The 26,055-nt window shown below is 63.2% G+C and carries 23 protein-coding genes and 1 pseudogene; 12 read left to right on the plus strand and 12 right to left on the minus strand.

The annotated features are described in order from the left end of the window. Position 1 precedes the first annotated feature (1 nt). A complete protein-coding gene (locus AC1RCO_RS18190) occupies positions 2 to 577 on the plus strand; it encodes a cob(I)yrinic acid a,c-diamide adenosyltransferase (protein ID WP_053153465.1) in 576 nt (191 codons plus the stop codon). A 101-nt stretch (positions 578 to 678) separates the two neighbouring features. Here AC1RCO_RS18190 and AC1RCO_RS18195 read toward each other — a convergent pair whose 3' ends face one another. The 3 genes from AC1RCO_RS18195 to secA form a co-directional block, all read right to left on the minus strand. Continuing rightward, positions 679 to 1,623, minus strand: a complete 945-nt coding sequence (locus tag AC1RCO_RS18195; protein ID WP_072450811.1) for a Nudix family hydrolase — start codon at positions 1,621 to 1,623, stop codon at positions 679 to 681. Positions 1,624 to 1,738: 115 nt separating this feature from the next. Continuing rightward, complete coding sequence (gene argJ, locus AC1RCO_RS18200) at positions 1,739 to 2,956, minus strand: bifunctional glutamate N-acetyltransferase/amino-acid acetyltransferase ArgJ (protein ID WP_015636776.1); 1,218 nt, start codon at positions 2,954 to 2,956, stop codon at positions 1,739 to 1,741. 120 nt (positions 2,957 to 3,076) lie between these two features. Continuing rightward, the gene (gene secA / locus AC1RCO_RS18205; RefSeq protein ID WP_011063035.1) at positions 3,077 to 5,818 is read right to left on the minus strand and encodes a preprotein translocase subunit SecA; all 2,742 of its coding nucleotides are present in this window, start codon (positions 5,816 to 5,818) and stop codon (positions 3,077 to 3,079) included. 322 nt (positions 5,819 to 6,140) lie between these two features. Here secA and AC1RCO_RS18210 point away from each other — a divergent pair, with 322 nt between their 5' ends. After that, complete coding sequence (locus tag AC1RCO_RS18210) at positions 6,141 to 6,596, plus strand: DUF721 domain-containing protein (RefSeq protein WP_011063036.1); 456 nt, start codon at positions 6,141 to 6,143, stop codon at positions 6,594 to 6,596. Between the two features lie 14 nt (positions 6,597 to 6,610). On the opposite strand, the gene AC1RCO_RS18215 is transcribed toward AC1RCO_RS18210, so the two are convergent. Next, positions 6,611 to 8,098, minus strand: coding sequence for a helicase HerA-like domain-containing protein (locus AC1RCO_RS18215; protein ID WP_492617919.1), 1,488 nt, complete (start codon positions 8,096 to 8,098; stop codon positions 6,611 to 6,613). Positions 8,099 to 8,290: 192 nt separating this feature from the next. Here AC1RCO_RS18215 and AC1RCO_RS18220 point away from each other — a divergent pair. After that, positions 8,291 to 9,322 (plus strand): annotated as a pseudogene (locus AC1RCO_RS18220) (HAMP domain-containing protein); the annotation flags it as partial. A gap of 93 nt (positions 9,323 to 9,415) precedes the next feature. Next, entirely contained in the window at positions 9,416 to 10,180 is a 765-nt protein-coding gene (locus AC1RCO_RS18225) for a methyl-accepting chemotaxis protein (RefSeq protein WP_370059447.1), read from the plus strand. A 40-nt stretch (positions 10,181 to 10,220) separates the two neighbouring features. Here AC1RCO_RS18225 and AC1RCO_RS18230 read toward each other — a convergent pair whose 3' ends face one another. Together AC1RCO_RS18230 and purU are read right to left on the minus strand one after the other, a co-directional pair. After that, on the minus strand, positions 10,221 to 10,403 hold the full coding sequence (locus tag AC1RCO_RS18230; protein WP_011063039.1) for a hypothetical protein: 183 nt from the start codon (positions 10,401 to 10,403) through the stop codon (positions 10,221 to 10,223). A gap of 68 nt (positions 10,404 to 10,471) precedes the next feature. Then, positions 10,472 to 11,320 (minus strand): formyltetrahydrofolate deformylase, encoded by an 849-nt coding sequence (gene purU / locus AC1RCO_RS18235; RefSeq protein WP_011063040.1) that lies wholly within the window; start codon positions 11,318 to 11,320, stop codon positions 10,472 to 10,474. 346 nt (positions 11,321 to 11,666) lie between these two features. Between purU and mvaT the strand changes: the two genes are divergently transcribed. Beyond that, complete coding sequence (gene mvaT / locus AC1RCO_RS18240; RefSeq protein WP_011063041.1) at positions 11,667 to 12,041, plus strand: histone-like nucleoid-structuring protein MvaT; 375 nt, start codon at positions 11,667 to 11,669, stop codon at positions 12,039 to 12,041. Positions 12,042 to 12,145: 104 nt separating this feature from the next. Here the strand turns inward: mvaT and sbcB are convergent, their stop codons facing one another. After that, on the minus strand, positions 12,146 to 13,573 hold the full coding sequence (sbcB, locus tag AC1RCO_RS18245) for an exodeoxyribonuclease I (RefSeq protein WP_492617920.1): 1,428 nt from the start codon (positions 13,571 to 13,573) through the stop codon (positions 12,146 to 12,148). Between the two features lie 182 nt (positions 13,574 to 13,755). Here sbcB and AC1RCO_RS18250 point away from each other — a divergent pair, with 182 nt between their 5' ends. The 6 genes from AC1RCO_RS18250 to AC1RCO_RS18275 are packed head-to-tail and all read left to right on the plus strand — an operon-like array spanning position 13,756 to position 20,522. Further along, a complete protein-coding gene (locus tag AC1RCO_RS18250) occupies positions 13,756 to 14,481 on the plus strand; it encodes an RDD family protein (RefSeq protein WP_047288790.1) in 726 nt (241 codons plus the stop codon). After that, entirely contained in the window at positions 14,478 to 15,458 is a 981-nt protein-coding gene (locus AC1RCO_RS18255) for a stage II sporulation protein M (RefSeq protein ID WP_492617921.1), read from the plus strand. The genes AC1RCO_RS18250 and AC1RCO_RS18255 overlap by 4 nt, the downstream gene beginning before the upstream one ends. Beyond that, complete coding sequence (locus AC1RCO_RS18260; protein ID WP_492617922.1) at positions 15,445 to 16,995, plus strand: DUF4129 domain-containing protein; 1,551 nt, start codon at positions 15,445 to 15,447, stop codon at positions 16,993 to 16,995. The genes AC1RCO_RS18255 and AC1RCO_RS18260 overlap by 14 nt, the downstream gene beginning before the upstream one ends. Continuing rightward, complete coding sequence (locus AC1RCO_RS18265) at positions 16,992 to 18,155, plus strand: DUF4350 domain-containing protein (RefSeq protein ID WP_492617923.1); 1,164 nt, start codon at positions 16,992 to 16,994, stop codon at positions 18,153 to 18,155. Before AC1RCO_RS18260 ends, AC1RCO_RS18265 begins: the two co-directional genes overlap by 4 nt. Further along, complete coding sequence (locus AC1RCO_RS18270) at positions 18,152 to 19,177, plus strand: AAA family ATPase (protein ID WP_325985157.1); 1,026 nt, start codon at positions 18,152 to 18,154, stop codon at positions 19,175 to 19,177. The genes AC1RCO_RS18265 and AC1RCO_RS18270 overlap by 4 nt, the downstream gene beginning before the upstream one ends. A 13-nt stretch (positions 19,178 to 19,190) precedes the next feature. Then, positions 19,191 to 20,522, plus strand: coding sequence for a DUF58 domain-containing protein (locus tag AC1RCO_RS18275; RefSeq protein WP_011063048.1), 1,332 nt, complete (start codon positions 19,191 to 19,193; stop codon positions 20,520 to 20,522). Between the two features lie 15 nt (positions 20,523 to 20,537). On the opposite strand, the gene AC1RCO_RS18280 is transcribed toward AC1RCO_RS18275, so the two are convergent. After that, the gene (locus tag AC1RCO_RS18280; protein WP_011063049.1) at positions 20,538 to 20,897 is read right to left on the minus strand and encodes a PilZ domain-containing protein; all 360 of its coding nucleotides are present in this window, start codon (positions 20,895 to 20,897) and stop codon (positions 20,538 to 20,540) included. Positions 20,898 to 21,116: 219 nt separating this feature from the next. Next, positions 21,117 to 21,491 carry a hypothetical protein gene (locus AC1RCO_RS18285; protein WP_011063050.1) on the minus strand — a complete coding sequence of 125 codons (375 nt, stop codon included), beginning with the start codon at positions 21,489 to 21,491 and terminating at the stop codon, positions 21,117 to 21,119. Between the two features lie 157 nt (positions 21,492 to 21,648). Between AC1RCO_RS18285 and pyk the strand changes: the two genes are divergently transcribed. After that, positions 21,649 to 23,100 carry a pyruvate kinase gene (gene pyk / locus AC1RCO_RS18290; RefSeq protein WP_011063051.1) on the plus strand — a complete coding sequence of 484 codons (1,452 nt, stop codon included), beginning with the start codon at positions 21,649 to 21,651 and terminating at the stop codon, positions 23,098 to 23,100. A gap of 83 nt (positions 23,101 to 23,183) precedes the next feature. On the opposite strand, the gene AC1RCO_RS18295 is transcribed toward pyk, so the two are convergent. From AC1RCO_RS18295 to AC1RCO_RS18305, 3 genes are read right to left on the minus strand one after another with little or no spacing between them, the layout of a single operon-like run. Continuing rightward, positions 23,184 to 23,933: an enoyl-CoA hydratase-related protein gene (locus tag AC1RCO_RS18295; protein ID WP_047288807.1), complete on the minus strand. Its 750-nt coding sequence runs from the start codon at positions 23,931 to 23,933 to the stop codon at positions 23,184 to 23,186. 28 nt (positions 23,934 to 23,961) lie between these two features. Next, on the minus strand, positions 23,962 to 24,900 hold the full coding sequence (locus tag AC1RCO_RS18300) for an iron-sulfur-binding ferredoxin reductase (RefSeq protein ID WP_011063053.1): 939 nt from the start codon (positions 24,898 to 24,900) through the stop codon (positions 23,962 to 23,964). Continuing rightward, entirely contained in the window at positions 24,893 to 25,999 is a 1,107-nt protein-coding gene (locus AC1RCO_RS18305) for a GGDEF domain-containing protein (RefSeq protein WP_492617924.1), read from the minus strand. The genes AC1RCO_RS18300 and AC1RCO_RS18305 overlap by 8 nt, the downstream gene beginning before the upstream one ends. Positions 26,000 to 26,055 lie beyond the last annotated feature (56 nt).

Raw genomic sequence — 26,055 nt, forward strand, 5'->3', positions numbered from 1 at the left:
CATGGGCTTTCGCTTGTCGAAGATCTACACCCGCACTGGCGACAAAGGCGAAACCGGACTGGGGGATGGCCGTCGGGTGCCCAAGGATCACCCTCGGGTCGAAGCCATTGGCGAGGTTGATACCCTGAACAGCCAATTGGGCCTGCTACTGGCAGGCCTCGGTGAGCAGAGCGGTGCCTGCCCCGGGCTCGAGGAAGTGATCACAGTGCTGGCTCCCTGTCAGCATCGGTTGTTCGACCTGGGTGGCGAGCTGGCGATGCCGGTCTATCAGGCCCTCAACGAGGCCGAAGTACAGCGCCTGGAGGCGGCCATCGATCTGTGGAACGAGGAGTTGGGCCCGCTGGAGAACTTCATCCTGCCCGGCGGCTCGGCGCTGATCGCCCAGGCCCATGTCTGCCGCAGCCTGGCCCGCAGCGCCGAGCGTCGCTGTCAGCACCTGAATGCCGTTGAGCCTTTGCAAGGGGTTGGGCTGGCCTACATCAATCGCCTGTCGGACCTGCTGTTTGTCGCCGCCCGACTGATCGCCAAGCGCCAGGGCATTGCCGAAATCCTCTGGCAGGCCGCCGCCAAGCCCTGACCACGCGGCTTGCGGGCGAAAGGGCCTGCAAGCGCCCGACGATGCCTCTCAGGCAAGCCTGCTCCCGCAGACCTGGGCCCAGGCTGCCATTGAGGATGTCTTCAATCCTGCGGCCAGAAGGCGCGGATACCCGCTACACCTTGAGCACCCGCTGCCCAGGCCTGCTGGCATTCGGCGGGCCCCACGCCACCCAGCAGATACACCGGCTTGTTGAAACCGCTGATCAGTTGCTCGGCCTGTTGCCAGCCCAATGGCTGTGCATCCGGATGGGTCTGGGTGGGCTGTACCGGAGACAAGGTCACGAAGTCCACGTCCATCTGCTGGGCCAGGGACAGCTCCTCGGCGTTATGGCAAGAAGCCGCCAACCAGCGATCCTTGCCGAACGGCCGCCCGGCGCTGGCGTACTTGCGCAGTTGCGCCGCTGTTATGTGCCAGCCCGCCGAGGGGAAATCCCCCAGCCATTCGAAGGGCCCCTTGAGCATCAGTTGCGCCTTGCCGGCGCACAGGCCCACCGCATCCACCGCCAGGTCGCGGTATTGCGGGTCGTAGCCGCCGGGAGCCCGCAGTTGAATCAGCTTGCAGCCCTGGGCCACGGCTTTTTGCATGCCTCGCAGCAGGGTCGGGGTTTCCAGGCCTTCCGGGGTGATCAGGTATTGGGCTGGCAGACGCGCGGCAGCGACAATCGGCTGATTGGCCGCGGGGAACTCATAGTCGGCCAGCTCACGCGCAGCGGCCCAGGCCAGAGGTTGCCCTTCGGCGCCGTGAGGCTCACCGCTGAACGCCGAGACTTCCCAGACATCCAGCAGTACCTGCTTGTCCGGATAATCGTGCTGCACCTTGATCAGCGGGCGCGCTGCGGTGACGGCGATGCCCAGTTCTTCCTGTAGCTCGCGGGCCAGTGCGGCTTCGACCGCCTCCCCGGGCTCGACCTTGCCGCCGGGGAACTCCCACAGGCCACCTTGATGTTGAGTATCGGCACGCCGGGCAATCAGGATCTTGCCGCTGGCATCCCGGATAACGGCCGCAGCCACATGTACTCGTTTCACCGCACTACTTCCTCTGCTCAGGCATGTTGGCCAGGCCCTTGCGGGCCGGGCGTTGGATCTGCGCTTCGCCGGCAAGCCGGCTCCTACAGCAGGAGCGGCAACGCCGGCGAGGTTCTTAGGTGCGGTATTCCGCGTTGATCTTCACGTATTCGTGAGACAGGTCGGTGGTCCAGATGGTTTCGCTGCACGCGCCACGGCCCAGTTCGATGCGGATGGTGATTTCTTCCTGCTGCATCACCGCCGCGCCCTGGGCTTCGGTGTAGCTGGCAGCACGGGCGCCACGGCTGGCAATGCAGACTTCACCGAGGAACACGTCGATCTTGCTGACATCCAGGTCCGGCACCCCGGCACGACCTACTGCTGCCAGGATGCGGCCCCAGTTCGGGTCCGAAGCGAACAGCGCGGTCTTGATCAGTGGCGAGTGAGCCACGGTGTAGCCCACGTCCAGGCACTCCTGGCAAGTAGCCCCGCCGTTGACTTCCACAGTGACGAACTTGGTCGCGCCCTCACCGTCGCGGACGATGGCCTGGGCCACTTCCATGCACACCTCGAACACCGCCTGCTTCAGGGCAGCGAACAGCGGGCCCTCGGCCTTGGTGATTTCCGGCAGCTTGGCCTGCCCCGTGGCGATCAGCATGCAGCAGTCGTTGGTCGACGTGTCGCCGTCGATGGTGATGCGGTTGAAGGACTTGTTGGCACCGTCCAGCAACAGGTTCTGCAGCACTTCGCGGGAGACTTTGGCGTCAGTGGCGATGTAGCCGAGCATGGTTGCCATGTTCGGGCGGATCATCCCCGCGCCCTTGCTGATGCCGGTCACGGTGATGGTCACGCCATCATGCTGGAACTGGCGGCTGGCGCCCTTGGGCAGGGTATCGGTGGTCATGATGCCAGTGGCGGCGGCAGCCCAGTTGTCCACGGACAGGTCGTCCAGCGCAGCTTGCAGAGCGCCTTCGATTTTCTCTACCGGCAATGGCTCGCCGATCACCCCGGTGGAGTAAGGCAGCACGGCGCTGGCATCGACGCCGGTCAGCTCCGCCAGCTTGGCGCAGGTGCGGGACGCCGCGGCCAGGCCCGGCTCACCAGTGCCGGCGTTGGCGTTACCGGTGTTGGTCAGCAGATACCGCACCGGGCCTTGTACCCGCTGCTTGGCCAGAATCACCGGTGCGGCGCAGAACGCGTTGAGGGTGAACACCCCCGCCACCGTGGAGCCTTCGGCACAACGCATGACCACCACATCCTTGCGCCCCGGGCGCTTGATGCCGGCCGAAGCGATACCGAGCTCGAAGCCGGCAACCGGGTGCAACGTAGGCAAAGGACCAAGACCAACAGCCATGAATGCGCTCCTCTTATCAGGTGTCTGCACCGTCGTCTCAAAAGACGGTGCCGCAAATGGAAAAACGCCGCGACGGCTGATGCCGTCACGGCGCGGGTGTTTCAGTGTCTGGCGGGGATCTTAGTTGATCTGGCCGTGACAGTGTTTGTACTTCTTGCCCGAACCGCAGTAGCACAGTTCATTGCGGCCAAGCTTCTGCTCGTTGCGCACTGGCGCGGTGGCCAGGGCCACATCGACCTCGACGCCCTCTTCCAGGGCTTCCGGCTGATCCAGCCCCGGTGCCTCGGCGTGTTCGAACTGCATGCGCTGGGCCAGAGCCTCGGCTTCCTGACGCAGGCGAGCCTCTTCCTCGGCCGGGTCTTCGCGACGCACCTGGACGTGGGACAGCACGCGGATCGAGTCGCGCTTGATGGAGTCGAGCAACTCGGAGAACAGGGTGAAGGATTCGCGCTTGTACTCCTGCTTCGGGTTCTTCTGCGCGTAACCACGCAGGTGAATACCGTGACGCAGGTGGTCCATGGTCGACAGGTGGTCTTTCCACAGGTCGTCCAGTACCCGCAGAACAATCTGCTTCTCGAAAGTGCGCAGGGCTTCGGCACCGGCCTGGTCTTCTTTCTCGTTGTACGCGGCGATCAGCTCGTTGAGCAGCTTCTCGCGCAGGGTTTCCTCGTACAGGTGATCGTCTTCGTCGAGCCATTGCTGGATCGGCAGGCTGACACCGAAGCCGCTCTGGATGGCTTCTTCCAGGCCTGCCACGTCCCACTGCTCAGGCAGCGATTGCGGCGGGATGTGGGCGCTGACGGTAGCGTTGAGCACGTCCTGGCGGAAGTCGGCGATGGTTTCGCCAATGTTGTCCGCGGCCAACAAGGTGTTGCGCATGTGATAGATCACTTTACGCTGCTCGTTGTTGACGTCGTCGAACTCCAGCAACTGCTTGCGGATGTCGAAGTTGCGGCCTTCGACCTTGCGCTGGGCCTTCTCGATGGCGTTGGTCACCATGCGGTGCTCGATCGCCTCGCCGGACTGCATGCCCAGGGCCTTCATGAAGTTCTTCACCCGGTCAGAGGCGAAGATACGCATCAGGCTGTCTTCCAGGGACAGGTAGAAGCGGCTGGAACCGGCGTCGCCCTGGCGGCCGGCACGGCCACGCAGCTGGTTGTCGATACGACGGGACTCATGGCGCTCGGAAGCGATCACCTGCAGGCCACCGGACTCCAGCACTTGCTGGTGGCGCTTCTGCCAGTCGGCCTTGATCTGGGCGATCTGCTCCGGAGTCGGGTTCTCCAGGGAAGCCACTTCCACTTCCCAGTTGCCGCCCAACAGGATGTCGGTACCACGACCGGCCATGTTGGTGGCGATGGTCAGGGCGCCCGGGCGACCGGCCTGGGCAATGATTTCCGCTTCCTTTTCGTGGAACTTGGCGTTCAGGACCTTGTGCTCGATGCCTTCCTTGTTGAGCAGGTTGGACATGTGCTCGGACGTTTCGATGGTCGCGGTGCCTACCAGCACCGGACGGCCCTGGGTCATGCATTCCTTGATGTCGTTGATGATCGCGGCGTATTTCTCGTCCGCGGTCAGGAACACCAGGTCGTTGTAGTCCTTACGGGCCAGCGGCTTGTTCGGCGGAATCACCATCACCTGCAGACCGTAGATCTGATGGAACTCGAAGGCTTCGGTGTCGGCGGTGCCGGTCATGCCGGACAGCTTGGTGTACAGACGGAAGTAGTTCTGGAAGGTGGTCGAGGCCAGGGTCTGGCTCTCGGCCTGGATATTGAGGTTTTCCTTGGCTTCGATGGCCTGGTGCAGGCCTTCGGACAAGCGGCGACCGGGCATGGTACGACCGGTGTGTTCGTCCACCAGGACCACCTGCCCATCCTGGACGATGTATTCAACGTTGCGGTTGAACAGCTTGTGCGCACGCAGGCCGGCGTAAACGTGGGTCAACAGGCCCAGGTTGTGCGCCGAGTACAGGCTTTCGCCTTCAGCCAGCAGGCCGACCTGGGTCAGCATTTCTTCGATGAACTGGTGACCGGCTTCGTTGAGCTCGACCTGGCGGGTCTTCTCGTCGACAGTGAAGTGACCGGCCTTGGTGACCTGGCCTTCCACTTCCTCGATGTGCTGTTCCAGGCGCGGGATCAGCTTGTTGATCTCGGTGTACAGGCGGGAGCTGTCCTCAGCCTGGCCGGAAATGATCAACGGAGTACGGGCTTCGTCGATGAGGATCGAGTCGACTTCGTCGATCACGGCAAAATTGAGCTCGCGCTGGAACTTGTCTTCCATGCTGAAAGCCATGTTGTCGCGCAGGTAGTCGAAACCGAATTCGTTGTTGGTGCCGTAGGTGATGTCGGCGGCGTAGGCAGCACGTTTCTCTTCAGGCGGCTGGAACGGCGTGACCACGCCGACGCTCAGGCCGAGGAATTCGTACAGCGGGCGCATCCAGTTGGCGTCGCGGCGAGCCAGGTAGTCGTTCACGGTCACCACGTGCACGCCCTTGCCGGACAGCGCGTTGAGGTACACACCCAGGGTCGCTACCAGGGTCTTGCCCTCACCGGTGCGCATCTCGGCGATCTTGCCTTCATGCAAGGTCATGCCGCCGATCAGCTGCACATCGAAGTGGCGCATTCCCATGATCCGCTTACCGGCTTCACGGGCGACCGCGAAGGCTTCGGGAAGCAGTTTGTCGAGGGTTTCACCCTTGGCGATACGGGCCTTGAACTCGGCAGTCTTGGCACGCAATTGATCGTCCGAAAGGGCCACCATTTGCTCTTCGAAGGCATTGACGATCTGTACCGTCTTGAGCATGCGTTTGACTTCACGCTCGTTCTTGCTTCCAAAAAGTTTCTTTAACAAAGGCGCAAACATATCGGCAGGATCTTCCACACATAGGGTTGGAGGGCGGCCCCGTGAGTCGCCCGAGCAGCCCTCATGGCCGCATGCGAACGAGCATTCTACCCGGAAACGATGGTGAGGAAAGTGGCGTTATTCCACGATGCTGGCACAGCGCTGTGACGGGGCTCACCTAAAATAAGGGCTTTTCGCTGAACTTCAAGCCCATTGACCACAGAAGTTAATGATTACGATCAGCAAAGAACTAGAAATTGATCAAAGTACGAACAAGCGATGGCACCGGCGTGGCGGGCGCTTTCTGCTACCATGGCGCCTCTGTAACTTCAGGTTTCTGATCATGGCATTTCGCCCCCTTACGGCACGCGCTCCCGCCGTTCTTCTTCGCGAAGCCAAGCCTCTGAAAGCCATACTCGGCCACGCCCAGCGCCTGGCACATCTGCAGCGCCTGCTGGAAAGCCAGCTGCAGCCGGCCGCTCGCGAACATTGCCACGTTGCTTCCTGGCGTGAAGGCAGCCTGCTGCTGATCGTCACCGACGGGCACTGGGCAACGCGCCTGCGCTATCAGCAAAAGCGCCTGCAACGTCAATTGCTGGAGTTCAACGAGTTCAGCAACCTGACGCGCATCCTGTTCAAGGTCCAGCCGCCGACGGTCCAGCAAGGGGCCGCGGGACACACCATGGACCTGTCCAACAACGCCGCTGAAACCATCCAGGCCACCGCAGAGGGCATCACCGATCCCAACCTGCGCGCGGCCCTGGAGCGCCTGGCCAGCCACGCCAAACCGCGGGGCTGACTCAAGCCTGTGCTTCAGCGCCGCTTGCTGCCGCCGAGCAGGGAACCCATCAAGCCCCGCACCAGTTGCCGTCCCAATTGATTAGCCGCCTGGCGCATGGCCGACTTCAATGCCTGCCCGGCAGCCGTGCCAAGGAACTCACCCGCCCGGTCGGCCAGGCTGGGCTCTTCAGCCGCTGCTTTGCCAGAAGGCTGCTGATCCTGCGGTGCCAGCTCCTTGCGCCCCAGCAACACTTCATAGGCTGATTCGCGGTCGATCGGTTTGTCATAGCGCCCCAGCAGCGGCGAACTGGCGATCAGGGCCTGGCGCTCGGCCTCGGTCAGCGGCCCGATCCGCGACTGCGGCGGCGCCACCAGTACCCGCTGGACCATTTCTGGCGTGCCCTTGTCCTGCAAGGTGCCCACCAGCGCTTCGCCGATGCCCAGCTCGGTCAGTACCGCCAGCGCATCGAAGGCGGGGTTGGGACGGAAACCATCCGCCACGGCGCGCAGGGACTTCTGTTCCTTGGCAGTAAAGGCCCGCAAGCCATGCTGGATACGCAATCCCAATTGAGCCAGGACATTGTCCGGCAGGTCCCCGGGCGACTGGGTAACGAAATACACCCCCACACCTTTGGAGCGAATCAGCCGCACCACCTGCTCCAGCCGGTCCTGCAAGGCCTTGGGAGTACCGGCGAACAGCAGGTGCGCTTCGTCGAAGAACAGCGCAAGCAGCGGCTTGTCCGCATCGCCCCGCTCCGGCAGTTGCTCGAACAGCTCGGCCAGCAGCCATAAAAGGAAGGTCGCATAGACTTTCGGCGCCTCATGCACCAGGCGGCTGGCATCGAGCAGATGAATCCGCCCACGACCATCGGCGGCCGGCTGCAGAATGTCCTCCAGCTGCAACGCCGGCTCACCGAACAATGCTTCGGCGCCCTGCTGCTCCAGGGTCGCCAGGCGCCGCAACAGCGCCTGGCTGGAGCCGGTAGTCATCAACGCAGCATCGTCCCCGAGCAGCTGCGGGTTGTCCTTGAGGTGGTTGAGCAGCGCCTTGAGGTCCTTCAGGTCGAGCAGCAACAGGCCTTCGCGATCAGCCACCTTGAACGCCGCATAGAGCGCCGACTGCTGGCTGTCGGTGAGTTCCAGCAAACTGCCCAGCAGCAGCGGGCCCATTTCGCTCAGGGTGGTGCGCAGAGGATGACCGCTTTGCCCATGGACATCCCACAGGGTCACCGGATAGGCCTGCGGTTGATGCTTGAGCCAGGGCATGCCGGCGATCCGATCGGCAACCTTGCCCTGGGGGTTGCCCGCAGCACCCAGCCCACAGAGGTCGCCTTTGATGTCTGCGGCAAATACCGCCACCCCGGCATCACTGAAGGCTTCTGCAAGGCGCTGCAGGGTGACGGTCTTGCCGGTGCCCGTGGCGCCCGCCACCAGACCGTGGCGGTTGGCCAGGCGCATGGCCTGGGCGATCGGCAGGCCATCGAGGCCGGCACCGATTACGAGTTGCGATGAGTCAGGCATTTTGTCACCCCTGGTTAATCTTTGGCCTTACACGGTCGATATGAATAAATGATGGATCAGAAGTATCTGAAATAAAGGTCAGGTAATTCCCGTGGGATAGATGGAGATATCAGCTTACTTATAACACCGCCCTTCTGTGCGTTTTCCAACCCGATGCCCTGGACTCAAAGACCTTAGCGGACACCCCAAGCCATGAACAAAAATCTGCGCTTCAGCCACAAGATCCTGCTTGCCGCCTCGCTGATCGTCATAGCTGCATTTGCACTATTCACGCTCTACAACGATTACCTGCAACGCAACGCCATTCGTGATGATCTGGACAACTATCTTCAGGAAATGGGCGACGTCACGGCAAAAAATATTCAGACCTGGCTCGCCGGTCGCGCCCTGCTGATCGAGAACATCTCCCAGTCGGTGGCCCTCAACACGGACCCTGCGAATGTCAGCAACCTGCTGGAACAGAAATCCGTCAGCTCGACCTTCATGGGGGCCTACCTGGGCAACAATGACGGCACCTTCATCATCCGTCCCAACAGCAAGATGCCGGATGGCTACGATCCTCGCGCCCGCCCCTGGTACAAGAGTGCCGAAAGCAGCAGCGGCTCGGCCCTGACCGAACCCTATATCGACCTGGCGTCCGGCCAGTTGGTGATCTCCATCGTCGACAGCGTGATCAAGGCCGGCCAGAGGATCGGTGTGGTCGGCGGCGACCTGAGCCTGCAAGTAATCACCGACAGCATCAATGCCCTGGACTTCGACGGCATGGGCTACGCCTTCCTGATCAGCGCCGACGGCAAGATCCTGGTGCATCCGGACAAGAACCTGGTGATGAAGACCCTCAAGGACGTCTACCCCCAGGACACCCCCAAGATCAGCAGTGAACTCAGCGAGATCACTGTCGATGGCAAGCCGCGCATTGTCACCTTCACCCAGATCAAGGGCCTGTCCTCGGTGAACTGGTACATCGGCCTGTCCGTGGACAAGGACAAGGCTTTCGCCATGCTCAGCGAGTTCCGCACCTCGGCGATCATCGCCACCCTGACGGCCGTGGCCCTGACCATTGCCCTGCTGGGCCTGCTGATCCGCCTGCTGATGCAGCCGCTGCACGTGATGACCCGGGCCATGCAGGACATCGCCGATGGCGAAGGCGACCTGACTCGACGCCTGAACATCCATAACCAGGACGAGTTCGGCATCCTCGGCACCGCCTTCAACCGTTTCGTCGAACGCATCCACGGCTCGATCCGCGAAGTGTCCTCGGCCACCGAGCACGTCAACGAAGTCGCCCTGCGCGTGGTCAGCGCCTCCAACTCGTCGATGCTCAACTCCGACGAGCAGGCCAGCCGCACCAACAGCGTGGCCGCCGCCATCAATCAGCTCGGGGCCGCCGCCCAGGAAATCGCCCGCAATGCCGCCCAGGCTTCGCAACAGGCCAGCGATGCGCGCAACCTCGCCGAAGACGGCCAGCAAGTGGTGGATCGCAGCATTCAGGCGATGAACCAACTGTCGGACATGATCAGCGCCTCCAGCAGCAACATCGAAACCCTCAACAGCAAGACCGTGAACATCGGGCAGATCCTCGAAGTGATCACCAGCATTTCCCAGCAGACCAACCTGCTGGCCCTCAACGCGGCCATCGAAGCGGCCCGGGCCGGCGAGGCAGGACGCGGCTTTGCCGTGGTTGCCGATGAAGTGCGCAACCTGGCGCACCGCACCCAGGAGTCGGCGCAGCAAGTGCAGGGCATGATCGAGGAGCTGCAAGTGGGCGCCCGCGAATCGGTGAGCACCATGAGCAACAGCCAGCGCCACAGCCAGGACAGCGTGGAAATCGCCAACCAGGCCGGGGAACGACTCAACAGCGTGACCCAGCGCATAGGCGAGATTGACGGCATGAACCAGTCGGTGGCCACGGCGACCGAGGAGCAGACCTCGGTGGTGGAGTCCATCAATATGGACATTACCGAGATCAATACGCTGAATCAGGAAGGCGTGGAAAACCTCCAGGCTACCTTGCGGGCCTGCTCCGATCTGGAGCAGCAGGCAGCACGCTTGAAGCAACTGGTGGGCAGTTTCAGGATCTGAAAGCGCCCAACGCCCTGTCGCCGGCTAGCCGGCGGCAGGCTCAAGCAGGCTTGGGCCGGGATGGCGCCTGGGGTTCCTGCTGCAATTGCTCCCACAACTGCGCGGCATCGGGAAAATCGGTGCCGTCGTCAGGGCTCAACTCATCGGGGTCATAACGGCTCAGGCAACCTTCGCCGAGGGTGGCGGGTGCCTTGGACGTGGCTTTATCCAGTGGATCGGTCATCGGGCTGACCTCGTGATGTGCAAAACCAGGAGCGGGGTATTGAACCCCCGCGCCTGGTTTTTTTTCAATCAGAACACCACAGTCTTGTTGCCATGCACCAGCACGCGGTCTTCCAGGTGATAGCGCAGGCCGCGGGCCAGGACCATTTTCTCCACGTCACGACCGAAACGCACCATGTCCTCGATGCTGTCGCTGTGGCTGACCCGCACCACGTCCTGCTCGATGATAGGACCGGCGTCCAGTTCCTCGGTGACGTAGTGGCAGGTTGCGCCGATCAGCTTCACACCGCGCAGCGAGGCCTGATGGTAAGGCTTGGCACCGACAAAGGATGGCAGGAAGCTGTGGTGGATGTTGATCACCTTGTGCGCGTACTCGCTGCACAGCTCCGGCGGCAGGATCTGCATGTAGCGCGCCAGCACCACCACTTCGGCGTCGTGCTGCTTGACCAGGCGCGACACCTCGGCGAAGGCCGGCTCCTTGTCCTGCGGGTTGACCGGCACGTGGTAATAAGGAATGCCGTGCCACTCGACCATGCTGCGCAGATCATCGTGGTTGGAAATCACGCAGGCGATCTGGCAATCCAGCTCATCGCTGTGCCAGCGGTGCAGCAAGTCGGCCAGGCAGTGGGATTCGCGGCTGGCCATCAGTACCACGCGCTTTTTCTCGGCGGTATCGGTAATGCGCCAGTCCATCGAGAACTCTTCGGCGATCGGCGCAAAGGCCTCGCGAAAAGCCTCCAGGCCAAAGGGCAGTGAATCGGCACGAATCTCGTGGCGCATGAAAAACCAGCCACTGAGATTGTCCGAGTGGTGGCTCGCTTCGGTGATCCAACCGTTGTGGGAGGCTAGAAAGTTACTGACTTTGGCAACGATGCCAACGCGGTCAGGGCAAGAAATCACCAACCGAAAGGTGCGCATGGGGGGGAAACTCCAGAACTTCGCAAAGGTCGCCATTCTAGCGATTGCGCGACAAAACTGCAGTATTCATTGCATCCAGCGCCCCGGGTAGATCACCAAGGGCCGCCCCGGCCCGGCTTAGCGGCCGCTACTCCAGGCGCCGTAATGGCACTTGTAAATAGTGCTTAACTAGTTTGTGAATAACCGGCCCGAATGCATCAACCTATTAAATAGCGAAATGTCTTTTACGCCTAAACACACTAAGAGAGACGAATAAAACAGCGGTATTATGTTTACTTGCTCAAACTCCCTGACTATTATTGCGACACTGTCACCCAGCCACTCAGCGCTCAATAAGGTAGTCCTCATGTCCCTGATCAACGAATACCGTGCCACTGAAGAAGCCATCAAAGAACTGCAAGCGCGTTTGAAGAACCTGTCCCAAGACGACAAACTGAAAGCCGAACTGGAGTTCGAAGGCAAACTGCGCAGCCTGATGGGCGAGTACTCCAAATCCCTGCGCGACATCATCGCCCTGCTGGATCCGGACTCGAAAGTTAAAGCACCTCGCGCCGCGGTTAAAACCACCGGCACCAAGCGCGCCCGTAAAGTTAAACAGTACAAGAACCCGCACAACGGCGAAGTCATCGAAACCAAAGGTGGCAACCACAAGACTCTGAAAGAGTGGAAAGCCAAGTGGGGCGGCGACGTGGTAGAAGGCTGGGCCACCCTGCTGGGCTAAGCCTCTCCGTTGAGCGCCCGGGCTTTGCAGCCCTACAGAGAAAACGCCAGCATGCTGGCGTTTTTTTATGCCCTGGCAACCCGCTCAAGGAGCGGGGCCGCTGCTCAAAGAGCCAGGCGCCGAGTCAGGGCCTGCACATAGTCCTGCCATTGATCCAGAACCTGACGCTGCATCGGGTCCGCACTTAACAACGATTGCTCAAGCCCTTGCCGGAAACTTTCCAGGGTATTGGGAGCACCGAGTTGCGGATCTAGCAAACGCTGCTGACAAAAAACCAGCCAACGTTCTTGCTCGGCTTTGTTCAATGTTTCTGGAAAGTTGCGGGCACGGTAGCGAAAGAGTAATTCCGGCAAGCGCTCATCATCGAATGGCCATTGTTGCTGGGCCAAGTGCAACGGGTCAGCCTCACGTACTTGCTCACACAAACGCCGGTCACGGTCACCAATAAAACCGTCGTACAACTGTTGCTCCGGGTCATCGCTTGCGGCAAATTCATCCGGCCCATAAATCACCGAAAGTTTATCCCGCCAAACTTCTTGAGCTTCGCTCAAGGCCACAGCCCGACGCTGATATAGCTCCATGTCCAAGTGCAGCCGCTGTTGATCTTCACTGCGCAGAACACTCAATGGCGCCACGACCGGGCAGCGATTGATATGGATGAGTTTCAACGGCACCGGCAACTCGCCTTCGAGCAGATCTTCCCGGCGCGTGTACAAACGCTGGCGCAGGGTTTCGGCGTCCAACTCCCACAGCCCCTGAGGGTCCAGGTGCAGGTCGCAGACAATCAAGGCATTGCGATTGCGTGGATGCCAGGCCAGGGGCAGGACCACGCCGATGTAGTGGCGCGCCGCAGAAAAGCGCCCGGAGATGTGCACCATGGGTTGCAACAGGCGGACCTGATCCATCACCCGCTGCTTGCTGCGCAACTGGAACAGCCAGTCATAGAGTCTGGGCTGTTTGTCGCGAACCAGTCGCGCCAGAGCGATGGTCGCCCGGACATCGGACAGCGCGTCATGGGCCTGGCCGTGATCGATGCCGTTGGCTGCGGTCAGGCGCTCCAGCTTGAGGCTTACCTGCCCCTGCTCCTCGGGCCAGACGATCCCCTGGGGGCGCAACGCATAAGCCGTGCGCACCACGTCGATCAGGTCCCAACGGCTGTTGCCGCCCTGCCACTCCCGGGCGTAGGGGTCGAAGAAATTGCGGTACAGGCTGTAGCGGGTCATCTCATCGTCGAAACGCAGGGTGTTGTAGCCCACGCCGCAGGTCCCGGGGCGCGCCAGTTGCTCGTGCACCCGGGTCATGAAATCCGCCTCCCCCAGGCCTTGTTCGGCCAGACGGCCAGGGGTGATGCCAGTGATCATGCAAGCCATCGGATGGGGCAGGATATCGTCGCTGGGCTGGCAGTAGAGGTTGACCGGCTCGTCGATCTCGTTGAGTGCCAGGTCGGTGCGGATACCGGCCACTTGCAACGGGCGATCACAACGCGGATTGATGCCGGTGGTTTCGTAGTCGTACCAAAAGAGGGAAGTCACGGCCTGTTCCTGAACTGAAAGACCGCCGCAGTCTAGGCGTTTAGGCGCAGTCAGGGCCAGCCGCACGAACCGGGGCGAAGGCATTGGACTTGGCGAATTCGTAGTTAATGATGTCGTTTGCCCCTCAGACACTGCTAGCATCGGCGCTGGATTTTTTACCAGACCAAGCCGATAAGTTACCCATGCTTGAGACGACAGCAACGCCAAGGAACGCATCGCTGCACCCGCCACTGGATACGCGCTACCAGGTCGAAACCCCCGAGGGCATCGACCTGCCGCTGCGGCCTGCGGGGTTGCTGGTGCGCACCCTGGCCTTCAGTCTCGACCTGGGCATCCGCGGGCTGGTGCTGGGCCTGCTGTTCATCATCCTGGGCTTTTTCGACGAAGTCGGCGTCGGCCTCGGCTCGATCCTGCTGTTCCTCATCAGTTGGTGGTACATGGTGCTGTTCGAGGTGCTGAACCAGGGACGCTCCCCCGGCAAGCAACTGATGGGGCTGCGAGTGGTGCAGGACGACGGCACCCCGATTGGCTGGAGTGCCTCCCTGACCCGCAACCTGCTGCGCTTTGCCGACATGCTGCCTTTCGGCTATTTCCTCGGCGCCATCAGTTGCCTGCAGCACCCGACCTTCAAACGCCTCGGCGATCTGGCCGCCGGCACCCTGGTGATCTACCGCGAGCAGCCGGTCAAACGCCCCGAACTGCCGCCAGCCGTCCCCCGCACTGCGCCCTTCGCCCTGAGCCTGAATGAGCAACGGGCGATCCTCGGCTTTGCCGAGCGCCAGGGCCAGCTGTCGGCCGAGCGTACCCGGGAACTGGCCAGCATCCTCGCGCAACCGCTGCATGTACCCAGTGCCCAGGCCACGGCCGAACTCAATGGCATTGCCCGCGGCTTCCTGGGAACCCCATGAAACAAAGCCTTTTCGAACACCGCCACCAGGCGCAATGGCAGCAGTTCGAGCAGTTGCTCGAGCGTCTGGAACATGGCTGGGCCAAAGCCGGGGAATGCCAGAGCTTCGTCCAGGACTACCGGCGCCTGTGCCAGCATCTGGCCCTGGCCGAAGAACGCGGCTACAGCAGCTACCTGATCGATCCGCTGCAACAGCTGGCCCTGCGTGGCCACCAGCAGCTGTACCGACAGCGCAGCGCCTTCGGGGCCAATCTGTTGAGTTTCGTGCTGGCCGGTTTCCCCCGCCTGGTGCGTCAGGAGTGGCGCCTGGTGCTGCTGGCCAGCCTGCTGTTCTTCGGCAGCCTGCTGGCCATCGGGGTGCTGGTGTACCTGTTTCCCGATCTGATCTACAGCCTGGTGAGCCCGCAGCAAGTCAGCGAGATGCAGGGCATGTACGACCCCACCGCCGGGCGCCTGGGGCGGGCCGCCGAACGGGCCTCGAGCGAAGACTGGGTGATGTTCGGCTACTACATCATGCACAACATCGGGATCGCCTTTCAGACCTTTGCCAGCGGCCTGCTGTTCGGCGTGGGCAGTGTGTTCTTCCTGTTTTTCAACGGCCTGATGATAGGCGCCATTGCCGGCCACCTGACCCAGATCGGCTTCGGCCAGACCTTCTGGCCGTTCGTGATTGGCCACGGCGCCTTTGAACTCAGCGCCATTGCCCTGTCTGGCGCCGCCGGGCTGAAGCTTGGCTGGGCGTTGATCGCGCCGGGCCGCCTGACCCGCGGCGAAGCCCTGCTGCAAGCCGCGCGCGTCAGCGTGCAACTGATCTACGGCGTCATCGGCTTCTTGCTGATCGCCGCCTTTGTCGAAGCCTACTGGTCCTCCATGACCTGGCCGGCCGCCTGGGTCAAATACAGCGTCGGCAGTGCCCTTTGGGGCCTGGTGGCGGCCTACCTGACCCTGGCCGGACGTGAATCCCATGCGCCTGAGTGATGCCAGCGTGGTGATCCGCCCCCGCAGCGCCTGGGAGGCCATGGACCTGGGCGTGCTACTGAGCCAGCGTCATCGGCGCTTGCTGATGAGCAGTTGGGCCATCGTCAGCCTGCCAGTGTTCGCCCTGCTGAGCCTGCTGCTCTGGGAATCGCCGTCGCTGGCGATCCTGCTGTTCTGGTGGCTGAAGCCGGCCTTCGAACGCCTGCCGCTGTTTATTCTGTCTAAAGCCCTGTTCGGCGAAACACCCAGCCTGGGGCAAGCGCTGAAACAATGGCCTCGCCTGCTCAAGCCGCAACTGCTGGCCAGCCTGACCTGGCGTCGCTTGAGCATGAGCCGCAGCTTCACCCTGCCGGTGGTACAACTTGAAGGCCTGAGCGCCGATGCCCGGCAACAACGCCTGGCGGTGCTGCTACAGAAAAATGCCGGTGCCGCGCGCTGGCTGACCCTGATTGGCATGCACCTGGAGGGCGCCCTGTGGATTGGCCTGATGGTGCTGTTCTACCTGCTGCTGCCACAACAGGTCGAAGTGGACTGGAGCTGGCAGAGCCTGATGATCGCCGCCCAACAGGACTGGCTATGGCTGGAACACCTGACCAACGTCTTCTACGCCCTGGTCCTGGTGATCTGGGAGCCGATCTACGTGGCCTGCGGTTTCAGCCTGTACCTGAACCGACGCACCGAGCTGGAGGCCTGGGACATCGAGCTGGTGTTCCGTCGCCTGCGCCAGCGCCTGACCGGCGTCAGCACGCTGCTCTTGCTCGCCGGCCTGCTGTTCCTGGCACCGACCCAAGCGCTCTGGGCCGCCGCCCCCAGCAGTTCCGCGGCCGGCCCCGAGACCCCGCGGCTGCTGCAGCAACCGCTGACCAGCAAGGCCTCCAGGGACAGCATCCAGGCCATCCTGGACAAGCCCCCCTTCAAGAACCAGGAGTCGGTCACTCGCTACCGTTTCGGTGACGAGCAAGCCCAGAAGAAGGACGCCAAGGGCAAGCCTCCAGGCTGGCTCAAGAACCTGCTGGAAAGCCTCGGCAAGGACAGTTTCGGCGGGGTCGCCAAGGGCCTGGAGATTCTGCTCTGGGGGTTGCTGCTGGCGGCTCTGGGCTGGCTGATCTGGCGCTACCGCGATTGGCTGCAGGCCTTCGTCAGCCGTCGTCCGCTGCCGCGCAAGAAACGCCCCGCGGCCATGCCCCAGCAGTTGTTCGGGCTGGAAGTCAGCAGCGAAACCCTGCCCGCCGATGTAGCCGCCCACGCCGCTGAACTCTGGGCCAGCCAGCCCCGGGAAGCCCTGGGCCTGCTGTACCGGGCGCTGCTCAGTCGCTTGCTGGAAGACTTCCACCTGCCCCTCAGCGTGGCCGATACCGAAGGCCAGGTGCTGGAGCGCATCAAGGCGCTGCAGCAGCCACAATTGGAGGCTTTCAGCATCAGCCTGACCCGCCACTGGCAGAACATGGCGTACGGTCATCAGGTACCCGGCGCCGACCTGCAACCACAACTGTGCGGCGCCTGGCGCAGCCTGTTCGGCCCCGGAGCACAGCCATGAAGCGCTACCTGTGGGGCGGCCTGGCCCTGCTCCTGGCTCTGGTGCTCGGGGCCGGCGGCTATTACCTGTATCGCCATGCCACGCCCTATCAGGAACTGGTCGATCACGGCCCCTCCCCCGAGGCCCGGGCCAACCCCTACCTGGCAGCCGAGATGTTCCTGCGCGAACGTGGCCTCAAGGTGCAACACGCCAATGGCCTGGACGTCCTGGCCAGCTTGCCCCCGGCCGGCAACAGCCTGTTGCTGCTGGGGGAGCGCTCGAACATGAGCCCGCCCCAGGTCGACCAGCTCCTGGAGTGGGCCCGCGCCGGCGGCCGCCTGCTCTTCGTCGCCGAGGCCCTGTGGGACGAGGACAGCCAGAAGAGCGGCGACCTGCTGCTGGACCGGGTGCAGATCCACCAGCAGCTCAGCCAGGACCTTGACGAGCCACCGGAGCCGGAAGCCGACGATGCCTATCCGAAGCTGACCAAGGTCTACCTGGAAGACGAACAGGCTCCGGCCTACATCAGTTTCGACACCGACTTCCACCTGGACGACCCGCAAAGCCTGGCGCAGTCCTGGGCCAACAGCGGCGTGGCGACCCACATGATCCAGCTTGAATACGGCAAGGGCGCGGTCATCGTGCTCACCGATGCCGATATCTGGAAAGCCCCCGCCATCGGCCTGTACGACAACGCCTGGCTGCTGTGGTACCTCAATACCGATAGCGCTGTGACGCTGCTGTTCAATACCGATCACCCGGACCTCTGGCGGTTGCTCTGGCGCTATTTCCCCCAGGCGCTGGTAGCCCTGGCCCTGCTGCTCGGCCTGTGGCTCTGGCAGGTCGGCGTGCGCCACGGGCCGTTGCTGGCTCCAGCTCCCAAGGCGCGGCGCCAACTGCGTGAACACCTGCGGGCCAGTGCCGACTTCCTGCTGCGCCATGCTGGCCAGGGTGCGTTGCTGCAGGCCCTGCAACTGGATATCCGGCGCCGTGCACGGCGCCGCCACCCGGGCTTCGAGCAATTGCCGGCCGAGGCCCAGTGGGACGTGCTGGCCCTGCTCAGCCAACAACCTGTCGAGACCATTCGACAGGCCCTGCAACCCTTGTCCGGACAGCGCCTTTCCAGCGTTGATTTCAGCCACCAGGTCGCCCGCCTGCAAACTCTCAGGAATGCCCTATGAGCGAACAACCGATCGAATCCCCCGAGCCTTCCGAGGCCCCACAGCCTCAGGTCCATGCTGCCCAGCAGCGCCAGCGGGCCAGCCAGCTGGCTCAGGCGGTGCGCCAGGAACTGCAGAAGGCGGTGATCGGCCAGGAAGCGGTCATCGATGATGTGCTGACCGCCCTGATCGCTGGCGGCCATGTGCTGCTCGAAGGCGTACCCGGGCTCGGCAAGACCCTGCTGGTACGAGCCCTGGCCCGCTGCTTTGGCGGCGAGTTCGCGCGCATCCAGTTCACCCCCGACCTGATGCCCAGCGACGTCACCGGGCATGCGGTATACGACCTGCAGACCGAGCAGTTCAAGCTGCGCAAGGGCCCGCTGTTCACCAACCTGCTGCTGGCGGACGAGATCAACCGCGCGCCGGCCAAGACCCAGGCCGCCCTGCTGGAAGCCATGCAGGAACGTCAGGTCACCCTCGAAGGCCGAGCGCTGCCCATCGCCCAGCCGTTCATGGTCCTGGCTACCCAGAACCCCATCGAACAGGAAGGCACCTACCCGCTGCCGGAGGCCGAGCTGGATCGCTTCATGCTCAAGCTGCGCATGGACTACCCGGATGCCGAACAAGAACTGACCATGGTCCGCCAGGTGACGCGCTCGACCCGCGCCGACATGCTCGACGTACAGCCTCTGCGCACCGTACTCCAGGCCAAGGACGTACTGGCCCTGCAGCGCATCGCCAGCGAACTGCCCCTGGACGAGCAGGTGCTCGATTATGCCGTGCGCCTGGCCCGGGCCACCCGCAGTTGGCCAGGCCTGACCCTGGGCGCCGGCCCCCGCGCCTCCATTGCCCTGGTACGCGGCGCTCGTGCCCGGGCCCTGCTGCGTGGCGGCGAATTCGTGATTCCCGATGACATCAAGGGCTGCGCCATGGCCGTGCTGCGGCATCGAGTGCGGGTCGCCCCGGAACTGGACATCGAAGGCCTGTCGGTAGAACAGGTGCTCAAGCAGATGCTCGAACAGATTCCGGCACCGCGCCTGTGAGCCGCCCACGCCAATGAAGCCGACCCGTCTGCTGTTGATCTGGCTGGGTACTTTGACCGGCCTGTACACCCTGCTCGGTGCCGCCCGCGCCCTGGGCAGCGAGGCCCTGCCGCGCCTGGACTCGATTGCCTGGGGCCTGCTGCTGGCGTTGTTGCTGCTGGCGTTGCTGGACGCCCTGCGCCTGCTGCGCGTGGCCTCGCCGCAGATCCAGCGCCAGCTACCCGGCAGCCTGCCCCTGGGCCGCTGGAGCGAAGTGCAACTGGAGATCCTGCACGACTACCGGCAACCACTGGATGTGCAGCTGTTCGACCACCCGCCCCAGGGCCTGGGCTTCGAGCACCTGCCGCAGTCCACGCGCCTGGAGCCGGGGCAGGTCAGCCGGATCGGCTATAACGTGCGCCCACTGCAGCGCGGCCACTTCAATTTCGACCAGTGCGAAGTCAGCCTGCCCAGCCCTCTCGGATTATGGAGCGCCAGGCGCCTGCTCAAGGTGCACGACAGCACCCGGGTCTACCCGGACTTCGCCCGGCTCTACGGCGCGCAATTGCTGGCGGTGGACAACTGGCTCAGCCAACTCGGTGTGCGCCAGCGGCAACGCCGCGGCCTGGGCCTGGAGTTCAACCAACTGCGGGAGTTTCGCGAAGGCGACAGCCTGCGGCAGATCGATTGGAAGGCCACGGCCCGCCAACGCGCGCCCATCGTCCGGGAGTACCAGGACGAACGCGACCAGCAGATCATCTTCATGCTCGACTGTGGGCGCCGCATGCGCAGCCAGGATGGTGAGCTGGCGCACTTCGACCACGCCCTCAATGCCTGCCTGCTGCTGAGCTATGTCGCCCTGCGCCAGGGCGATGCGGTGGGCCTGTACAGCTTTGCCGGGGAACGCTCGCGCTACCTTGCACCGGTCAAGGGCTCGGCCCAGTTGAGCGTGCTGCTCAATGGCGTCTACGACCTGGACACCAGCCAGCGCCCCGCCGATTACCAGGCCGCCGCCAGCGAGCTGCTGGCCCGGCAGAAACGCCGGGCACTGGTGGTGCTGATTACCAACCTGCGGGACGAGGATGACCAGGAACTGCTGACGGCGGTCAAGCGCATCGGTCGCCAGCATCGGGTGCTGGTGGCCAGCCTGCGCGAAGAGGTGCTCGACCAGTTGCGCCAGAGCCCGGTGCAAACCCTGCCCGAAGCCCTGGCCTACAGCGCGACGGTGAACTACCTGAACAGCCGCGCCGAGCTGCACGAACGCCTGAGCGCCCACGGCGTCGCCCTGCTCGACGCCCGCCCGGGAGAACTGGGGGCCGAACTGGTCAGCCGCTATCTGAGCTGGAAGAAAGCCGGCAGCCTGTAGCTGCTGCCGAGCGCCTCAGGCCGAGGTCTGCAACGGGTGAAAGCTGAAGTAATGACGCAACGCCTGCTCCAGCTCGACAAACTCCGCACCGGCCCGCAACAGGCTGAAACCGCTGTCGTAGTGGTGCGGCGTCAGGTCCTCATGGCACCAGAGGCAGCAGGCACTGAAGTCGATGAACTGCACCTGGCCGTCACCGCCGGGGACTTTCACCCGCAAGTCGAATTCGGCACCGATCAGCATCGGCAACTGGCTGATCAGCATCAGCCCGTCGGCCGACAGGTTGCCAAGGAAACCCACCGGCTTGTCGGTGAAACGATTGAATACTTTTAAAAAGGACGGCAGTTGGTGCCGCTCGATCCGAGGTTCCATGAACATGCTGGGTATCGCTATGAAAGGTCATTAAGCATGACCGCACTAGTGCTTCGGAACAGGCCCTGATATCGGCCCGCCCTCCCGGATTCGATGCGCGAGGAAGACTGCCAGAAGGATTCCAACGCCACTGCCACCAGCCGGGCCGGGGCAGTTTTCGAACAGCCTGTGCAGATGTTAGCTCAAGCACGAGGGGCAATTACACCGCCCCCTAGTGAATCTCTTTTACAACGCCGTGCGACGAACTTGAGCGGCGCCATTTGCCGGGTAGTGCCCCAACTGTTGCAGGGTATCCAGGCGAGCCCGGGCGCGAAACGCGTACTCGCTGGTGGGGTACTGGGTAATGATGAACTGGTAGGTCTGCGCGGCATCGACGAACAACTTCTGGCGCTCCAGGCATTGCCCGCGCAGCATCGACACTTCCGGCTGGATATAGCGACGGGCACGGCTGTCACGGTCGACCTGGCTCAACTCGAGCATCACGCTCTCGCAGTTGCCGCGGTCATAAGCGCGGTAGGCGTTATTCAAATGATGGTCCATGGACCAGCGGGTACAGCCGACAACACTGACGGCCAGGGCAGCAATGAGTACGAATCGCATGGGGTATCTCCTGTCTTGTGCAGTGTATCGACTCATCGGCAAAAATCTTCAAGGTTGTTGCGGTAAACAAACAAAGCAATAAGTAGTGCAAACGAACAATGACTACAACTTCGGAGCATAGTAGCCTCTCGTTGCGCTTGAACTCAGGAGTCCGTGCATGTCCGTTCGTCGTACCAAAATCGTTGCCACCCTTGGCCCGGCCAGTAACTCGCCGGAAGTTCTCGAACAGCTGATTCTCGCGGGCCTGGATGTTGCCCGTCTGAACTTCTCCCACGGCACTCCGGACGAGCACAAGGCTCGCGCCAAACTGGTCCGCGACCTGGCAGCCAAGCACGGCCGCTTCGTGGCCATCCTCGGCGACCTGCAGGGCCCGAAGATCCGCATCGCCAAATTCGCCAACAAGCGCATCGAGCTGAAGATCGGTGACAAGTTCACCTTCTCCACCAGCCATCCGCTGACCGAAGGCACCCAGGATATCGTCGGCATCGACTACCCGGATCTGGTCAAGGACTGCGGCGTGGGCGACGAGCTGCTGCTGGACGACGGCCGCGTGGTGATGCGTGTGGAAACCGCCACCGCCACCGAGCTGCATTGCGTGGTGACCATCGGCGGCCCGCTGTCCGACCACAAGGGCATCAACCGTCGTGGTGGTGGCCTGACCGCCCCGGCCCTGACCGAGAAAGACAAGGCCGATATCAAGCTCGCGGCCGAGATGGAAGTCGATTACCTGGCCGTGTCCTTCCCACGGGACGCCGCCGACATGGAATACGCGCGCAAGCTGCGTGACGAAGCCGGTGGTACTGCCTGGCTGGTAGCGAAGATCGAACGCGCCGAAGCGGTGGCCGACGACGAAACCCTCGACGGCCTGATCAAGGCCAGCGACGCGGTCATGGTTGCCCGTGGCGACCTGGGCGTGGAAATCGGCGACGCCGAGCTGGTGGGCATCCAGAAGAAAATCATTCTGCACGCCCGTCGCCACAACAAGGCGGTGATCGTTGCGACCCAGATGATGGAGTCGATGATCCAGAACCCGATGCCGACCCGCGCCGAAGTGTCCGACGTGGCCAACGCCGTGCTCGACTACACCGATGCGGTGATGCTCTCGGCGGAAAGCGCCGCCGGTGCCTACCCGCTGGAAGCGGTGCAGGCCATGGCGCGGATCTGCGTCGGTGCGGAAAAGCACCCCACCAGCAAGACCTCCAGCCACCGCATGGGCAAGGTGTTCGAAAGCTGCGACCAGAGCATCGCCCTGGCTGCCATGTACACCGCCAACCACTTCCCGGGCGTGAAGGCGATCATCGCCCTGACCGAAAGTGGCTACACCCCGCTGATCATGTCGCGCATCCGCTCCTCGGTGCCGATCTACGCCTACTCCCCGCACCGCGAAACCCAGGCTCGCGCAGCCATGTTCCGTGGCGTCTACACCATCCCGTTCGACCCGGCTTCCCTGCCGCCCGAGCAGGTCAGCCAGGCAGCGATCGATGAGCTGCTCAAGCGCGGTGTCGTAGAGAAAGGCGACTGGGTGATTCTCACCAAGGGCGACAGCTACCACACCACCGGCGGCACCAACGGCATGAAGATCCTGCACGTGGGCGACCCGATGGTCTGAGTCTTAGCCTTGCTGAACAAAAAGCCCCGGTGCCGAAAACACCGGGGCTTTTTCATGCCCGCGTGAAACCGCTTTCCAGAGGCTCAGCCCTTGCTGAGAAACCCGGACAACGCGGCGATGGCTTCCGGGGACTGCAGGCGCCGGGTAAATTCCACGCCCTCTTGCTCAATGACCTGGCGCAGTTGTTCGCGGTCCGGCGCCTTCATCAGGCGCTTGCTCACCTGCACCGCTTCGGGCGCCAACTGGCTGAAACGCAAGGCCGCCTCCCGGGCCTTGGCCAAGGTGGCCACACCATCCCCCAGGGCGGCGCTGGCAATCCCCCAGGCGGCGGCCTGTTCGCCACTGAAGCCTTCGCCCAGCAACAGCAACTCCGCCGCCTTGGCCTGCCCCAGCAAGCGCGGCAGGATCAGGCTCGAACCAAATTCCGGGCACAGCCCCAGGTTGACGAACGGCATACGCAGCCGTGCATCGCGACTGACATAGACCAGATCGCAATGCAGCAGCATCGTGGTGCCGATACCTACTGCCGCGCCGGCCACTGCGGCCACCACCGGCTTGCGACATTGCACAAGGCTGCGCATGAAGCGAAACACCGGGCTGTCGAGGTCCCGGGGCGGTTGCTGGAGGAAGTCGGCGATGTCATTGCCGGCGGTAAAGCATTCGCTGCTGCCGCAGATCAGCACGGCGTTGATCTCGGGATCGCCATCGGCCTCGCTCAGGGCGTCGGCCAGGCGAGCGTACATGGCGCGGGTCAGGGCGTTTTTCTTGTCGGGACGGTTCAGGCGCAGGGTCAGCAGCCCGCCCTCACGTTGCAACTCGATGGCATCGGTCATGGGGATCTCGCTCTGGAAGAATCAGCGCTCAACCACGGGGCAGGAACACATCGGCCAGCAGTTGATTGCGCGGCAGCCCCGCCAGGTACAGGCGCCGGGCGAAGGCTTCGACACTGTCAGGGTGACCGCAGAGTAAGGCCTGGGTTTGCCGGGAAACAAGCCGCAGTTGCGCCAAAGCGGCTGTCAGCTCGGCCCCGGTCCACAGCTCGACGGACAGCTGGGCCCGGTTCGCCGCCAGGGCCGCCAGGGGTTTGGCCAGGTAATGCTCACTGCTGTCATGGGCCAGGTGAATGATACGGATAGGGCCCTGGTGATCCTGGCGCAAGGCCTCGCGCAGTATGCCGAACAGCGGCGCCAGGCCGGTTCCCGCGGCCAGTAGCCAGAGTGGGCGCTGCTGCCAGTCCGGATCGTAGTGCAAGGCGCCGCCCCGCAACTCCCCCAGGCGCATCGGGTCGCCCAATTGCAACTGGCGCGCCGCATCGCTGAACTGGCCCGGATGCCGGCAATCCAGGTGGAACTCCAGAAAGCGGTCGTCTTCCGGCAGGCTGGCCAGGGAATAAGGCCGGGCGATCTGGCCGGCGGCCCACAGCACCAGATGCTGGCCGGCGCGGTAACGCAAGGGCCGCTGCGGCTGCAGGCGCAGGCGCAGGACCGAGCTCGACAACCAGTCCAGGCCGCTCACCGTCGCAGGCAGGCCATCACGCACAGGGTCGAAGGTCTCGACGTGCAGGTCCTCCACCACCTGGCACTGGCAAGCCAGGCGCCAGCCGAGCCGACGCTGTTCGTCGCTCAACGCATCCGGCCGGCTATCGCTGGGCAAGCCCTGGACACAATGCACCAGGCAGGCATGGCAACTACCGGCGCGGCAACTGTAGGGCACCGTCACGCCAGCCTGATTCAGGGCATCCAGCAGGTTGCTTCCAGGCGCCACCGGCCAGCACCGGCTGCCAACGGTCAATTCAGGCATCGAGGTTTTCCCAGGCCGCAGAGCAACGATTGCGACCGTCGCGCTTGGCCCGATACAGCGCCTGATCGGCGCGTTGCAGGGCATGGTCCAGATCGTCGCCGGCCCGCAGCAGGGTCATCCCCGCCGACAGGCTCAGGTCTCGTACGTTAAGGCCCACCAGTTGCACTTCGGTGAACGCCAGGCGCAAACGCTCGCAGCAGGAGGTCAGGCGCTCGGCGTCACACTCGGGCAGCAGTACCACGAACTCCTCGCCACCGTAACGGGCCAATACGTCGCCATCGCGCAGGCAAGCCGTGGCCACCGCGGCGAAGGCCTGCAGTACCTGGTCGCCGGCAGCATGGCCGTGGAGATCGTTGATGCGCTTGAAATGGTCCAGGTCGATCAGCGCCAGCCCATGCACCTGCTCCTGATCCATGGCTTGCAGCTCGCGGCTGGCAATGCGCAGGAAGTGCCTGCGGTTGAACAGGCCCGTCAGTTCATCGGTGGCTACCAGGTCCTCCAGCTGTCGCATCATGCCTCGCAGCGTGTCCTGATGGGCCTGCAAGGCAAAGCGCCGCTGGCGCATGCGTGAGCGCGAAGCCTGGACATAGGCGGCATACAGGCACATCCACACCAGCATCACCAGCAGCACGCAGACCTGCAGCGCGGCCAGTTGCGGATCACCGAGGAGCAGGCGATACCCGTCCCACAGGTTGACTCCGGCAAAGCAAAAGAAGATCAGCGCCGCGCTGCGCAGATAGGCCCGGCGGGAGAGGTGAAACAGGCCGAACAGCAACGGCAGCAGGTAGAACACCAGGAACACCCCGCGGGCCTGATCCAGATGGGCCATCAGCCAGGTCTGCCAGGCGATGCCCAGCACCACCTGGACTTCGGTCAGGCTGGGGTCGGCGAACTGCAGGTTGCGTCCGCTGACGAACACCCAGCACAGCAGCGCCTGGCTGGCCAGCGCCAGGCCAGTGCCCAGCAGCGCGCTGCCGCTCGAAGCACGGGAATGCCCCGTGACGACGGCCAGCCAGAACAGCAGCAGGATCAGTGCGTAAGTGCCCGCGGCAATGGCGAAGCGCTTGAATAACAGGCTCTGGATGGCTTTATGGGTCAATCGTTGACTCACCGTGAGAAAGGAGGCTTAAAGAGTTTCCTACCCTGCAGGCCACT

It is taken from the genome of Pseudomonas sp. GW823-FHT03E05, from assembly GCF_058796855.1.